At 57.4% G+C, this 4245-nt stretch carries 4 protein-coding genes; all 4 read right to left on the bottom strand.

The window, feature by feature from the left end; all coding sequences use genetic code 11:
* A partial coding sequence (locus tag ACESMB_RS14835) for an NAD(P)/FAD-dependent oxidoreductase (RefSeq protein ID WP_372971967.1) occupies window positions 1-1076 on the bottom strand: 1076 nt, incomplete at its 3' end.
* Window positions 1076-2398, bottom strand: a complete 1323-nt coding sequence (locus ACESMB_RS14830) for a class I SAM-dependent methyltransferase (protein ID WP_372971966.1) — start codon at window positions 2396-2398, stop codon at window positions 1076-1078. The genes ACESMB_RS14835 and ACESMB_RS14830, both read right to left, overlap by 1 nt.
* 242 nt (window positions 2399-2640) lie before the next feature.
* Window positions 2641-3936 (bottom strand): TRAP transporter large permease subunit, encoded by a 1296-nt coding sequence (locus ACESMB_RS14825; RefSeq protein ID WP_372927140.1) that lies wholly within the window; start codon window positions 3934-3936, stop codon window positions 2641-2643.
* Window positions 3933-4245: TRAP transporter small permease subunit (locus tag ACESMB_RS14820; protein ID WP_372971965.1), on the bottom strand; the 313-nt coding region annotated here is incomplete at its 5' end. The genes ACESMB_RS14825 and ACESMB_RS14820, both read right to left, overlap by 4 nt.

Raw genomic sequence — 4245 nt, 5'->3', positions numbered from 1 at the left:
TCGGTGACTACCTTGCGGGTAAACCAGTGGGAACGCATCAGGGTGCTGGCCAGTGGCATCTTGACCCAGTCCGGGACCTGCCAGCCGTGGTCCTGTGAAATCGCGCGGTTTCCGAAACGGGCCGCGATGGCCTCGCCATAAGGCTGCAGTGACTGGGCGGAATAGTCCTCCCGGTCACGAATGATGTCTGCTGCCATCAGTGCGGATTCAATCGCAGGCCGGATGCCCTCGCCGCTCTGGGTGTACGCCAGGCCAGCGGAATCACCGATCAGCAACAGGCCATCATCCACCAGTGGCCGCTCTGCATGGGCGTATAAAAGATAGGCGTGGCCCTTGAATCGCCCGGGTAAATCAGAGGGTATGCGTCCATCCGATTTCATTTCATCCACAAAGGCATTCAGGTGCTCAGTGAGTTTGTGGTTGTCTTCGCGGCCGAGGCCGATATTGAGGTAGTTGCCCTTACGGAACACCCAGGCATACCCTTTCAGGTCGCGGCAGAACCAGAGTTCAGGGGTGTCGCCCCGGGCCTCACAGGCCTCGGCCTGCTCCGGTGTCATTTCGAATTCAACTTCTTTGGCCGCCACCACGGTCTCGTGGCTGCCGGGACCGTCACCAAGCAACCTGGCAACCGGGCAGAAGTGCCCTCCGGCGCCTACAATCAGTGGCGCCTCCCAGGTGTCGTTGACCACCCAGTTGCCATCACGGCGAATAATGGACTTGACCGGCGTTTTAAGTTGCTTGGGAGCCGTTACCCTGTCGAGCAGATAGGCGTCGAACTCGCAACGCCGTATGCCGTAGCTGACAACCTCCTCATGATCATTGACCACCGCCGGTTGCCCCATCATGCCAATCCGGAACTGACTGATTGGCTGCAACGTGTGCCCGGCTCCGTATTCCTCGGTATCAATATCCAGGCTTTTCATGACCGCTGGAGTGACCCAGCCGGCACAGGTCTTGTCCCGTGGGAACTCCTGTTTGTCAATGACAAGGATCCGCTTGCCGCTGTCTGCGAGTGCGTGGGCCAGCGTTGATCCGGCTGGTCCTGCGCCAACGATGATCAGGTCGTAATACTCCATTACCGGGCCTCCGGGGCGGCTGGGGATGCGTAGAGATCACGACGATTTTGCGGCAGTTCATTGTTCTCGCCGTGGGTGAAAACCACCTGGAACAGCTGCAGTGAGCCTGCACGGAAAGCGGCAGTGGACCCGGCCAGATACATTTCCCAGGCCCTGGCAAAGTGTTCGTCATACATCTCCGTCACTTTTTCCCTGCTGCTCTGGAAACGCTCCATCCATTGGCTCAGGGTCTGGGCATAGTGCAGCCGCAGGTTCTCCACATCCAGCACCGAAAAATCGCCATGCTCACAAATGCCCATAAACTCAGAGATACTGGGCGGATAGGCGCCCGGGAAAATCCGTTTCTCGATCCAGGCGTTCATGAGCATTGGCCGATTGCGACCGATGCTGTGCAGCAGTGCCATACCACCGGGCTTGAGAGAACGACGAATCAGTTCGGAAAGCGCCTGGTAGTTTTCCTTGCCGACATGCTCAAGCATGCCGATGGAGACGAAAGCATCGTATTGCCCACTGATATTGCGGTAGTCGTCTTCCACGTAGTCGATCAGATGGTCCAGCTGCTGGCGGCTGGCTTCTTCCCGCGCGTAGGCGAGCTGTTCTTTCGAGATGTTGTAGGAATGCACCTTCACATCATAGTTGCGGGCCATGTAACGTGCCAGGCCGCCCCAGCCGCAGCCTGCTTCCACTACTGTCATGCCGGGCTTCAGGCGCAACTTGCGGCACACATGTTCAAGCTTGGCGAGCTGGGCCTGCTCAAGAGTCAGATCGGGCGTTTCATAGTAGGCACAGGTGTACTGCATCTCCGCCTGGTCCAGCCATAGCCGATAGAATTCGTTGCCCAGGTCGTAGTGGTGGTGAATGTTCTCTTTCGCTTCCGAGACGCCGGTTGAGCGGGGATTATGGTTGCGCCACAGGGCTTCCAGCCACTTGGGCCACTGTTGTCTGGCCTGATGAACGGCACGATAAAGCGCTTCCATCAGTTCCGGAAGGTCGCCATCTACCTGCAGTCTTCCTGCTGCATAAAGGTCGCCAAAGGCCAGGTTGGGGTTGGTGACCAGGGTAAACAACGCCTTGGGGTCAGTGAGTCTGAGCGTAAAGCGGGCGTGTCCCTCTTCGGGCTCAATCAGTTCATCATTCCATAACTGGAACCGCACCGGTGGAGAACCGGCCATGCGCAGCAGCTTTGCGATCAGCCACCGTTCATAGCTGTGAGGTGCCCTGTCTGCCTGCTGGTCTTCCAGCGGCAGAGTCAGCAGATGCTGCTCCTGCTCCTGAGAGTCGTTACTGGCATCGGTCGCTTTGCGCGCAGTGCTCTGGTTCATGGATCCCTGCCTCCCTATACAGCTGGTTAATCACGGATGGACATCGGCTTCTGCTGGCCGACAGTGATTCAGCATAAGGGCGTGTCCCGATATCACAACTGAGAACCGCCTGCCTCACACTCAGTATAGAAAACAAGCGCGTTTTGTCATACCTGGGGAAATTGAAGGCGGCTATGGTGCCAATAGGAGAGGGTAAAATGATGGCGTACCGGGGCCAGAGCGCCCCGGTACGGCTACTGCTGTCAGTAGGATGAACTCATGCCAAACCATTCAGGGAATATGACAATCAGGGCCAGAACCAGTACCTGCATCAGTATGAATGGTAAAACCCCCTTATAGATGTCGGTGGTTCGCACCGTGGGCGGGGACACCCCTTTCAGGTAGAACAGACTGAACCCGAACGGGGGTGTCAGGAAGCTGGTCTGCAGGTTCATGGCGATCAGGATGGCAAACCAGAGCATATTGATGCCCAGGGCTTCGGCCACCGGCGCCAGAATGGGCACGATGATGAAGGAAATCTCTACGAAATCGATGAAGAAGCCCAGTATCAGGATGACCAGCATGGCGAGGAGGATGAACCCCCATTTCTCACCGGGAAGCGCCAGCATCCACTCTTCCAGCAGGTAGTCGCCGCCGGTGTAGCTGAACACCATGGAGAACGCCGTGGCACCGATGAGAATGGCAAACACCATGGCGGTAACCTTGACCGTATCCTTGGAGGCGTCCCAAACCATCTGGAAGGAGAACTGGCGGTAGATGAGAGCCAGAACTACGGCACCCACGCCACCGAGTGCTGAAGACTCTGTAGGGGTGGCAATGCCGGCGAAGATGGAGCCAAGAACAACCACAATCAGTGCCAGCGGCGGGATGATGGCAAGCAGGGCCGCCTGTATTTCCTTCCCCCGAGACAGGCCGCTGTCGTCCGGCATTGCGGGCGCTGTTTCGGGCTTGAAGCGGGTAAGAATGAGAATGTAAATGATGTACAGGCTGATCAGAACCACGCCAGGTATGACGGCTGCCTTGAAGAGGTCACCAACCGGAAGCCCCAGTACATCACCGAGAATGATCAGGATGATGGAAGGGGGGACGATCTGACCCAGGGTACCAGCACCGCAGATCGTGCCGGTAGCCAGCCGCTTGTCGTAACCGTGGGCCAGCATGACCGGCAACGAGATCAGGCCCATGGCAACCACGCTGGCACCGACCACACCGGTCGAGGCAGCTAGCAGTGCGCCCACCAGGATGGTGGAAATGGCCAGGCCTCCTGGCAGCCCGCCAAACAGGCGACCCATTGAAGTCAGCAATTGAGCTGCCAGTTTGGTGCGTTGAAGAATCACGCCCATAAAAATAAACAGCGGAACCGCCATCAGTGTGGTGTTCTGCATGACGCTCATGATGCGGTAAGGCATGAATGCGAACAGATCCATGCCTTCTGCAAAGATCCCGAAGAACAGCGCAACGCCGCCAAACGTAAAGGCAACCGGGAAGCCCAGCATCAACATCAGCAGGGCAACGCCGAACATAATCATACCAATCATGCCAGACCCTCCGCGCCGTGTTTGGCTTCGTAGGTTTTCTCACCGGACATCACCCGCAGGGCGTGGGTTGCCATGTTAAGCCCGGCTATGGCGGTAAAAACTGCGGATATGGGTATGACACTCTTGATAATCCAACGGTGGGGCAGGCCGCCCGGGTCGCCGCTGCCTTCACCCATGCTGTAGGACTCGACGGCGAACTCATAGCCGTAATTCCAGATCAGGTAGGAGAAAGGGATGATGAAGATAAAGGCCCCGATGAAGTTGATCCAGGCCTTGGTCTTGTCGCTCCAGCGGGTGTAGAGCACATCA

Source organism: Marinobacter sp., assembly GCF_041686475.1.
Classification (GTDB): Bacteria; Pseudomonadota; Gammaproteobacteria; order Pseudomonadales; family Oleiphilaceae; genus Marinobacter.
This window is presented reverse-complemented; position numbering and strand designations above follow the sequence as displayed.

What these genes read in the sequence shown, in the direction of transcription:
- ACESMB_RS14830 (WP_372971966.1), bottom strand. Translation starts at nt 2,398, where the DNA reads ATGAACCAGAGCACTGCGCGCAAAGCGACCGATGCCAGTAACGACTCT.
- ACESMB_RS14825 (WP_372927140.1), bottom strand. Translation starts at nt 3,936, where the DNA reads ATGATTGGTATGATTATGTTCGGCGTTGCCCTGCTGATGTTGATGCTG.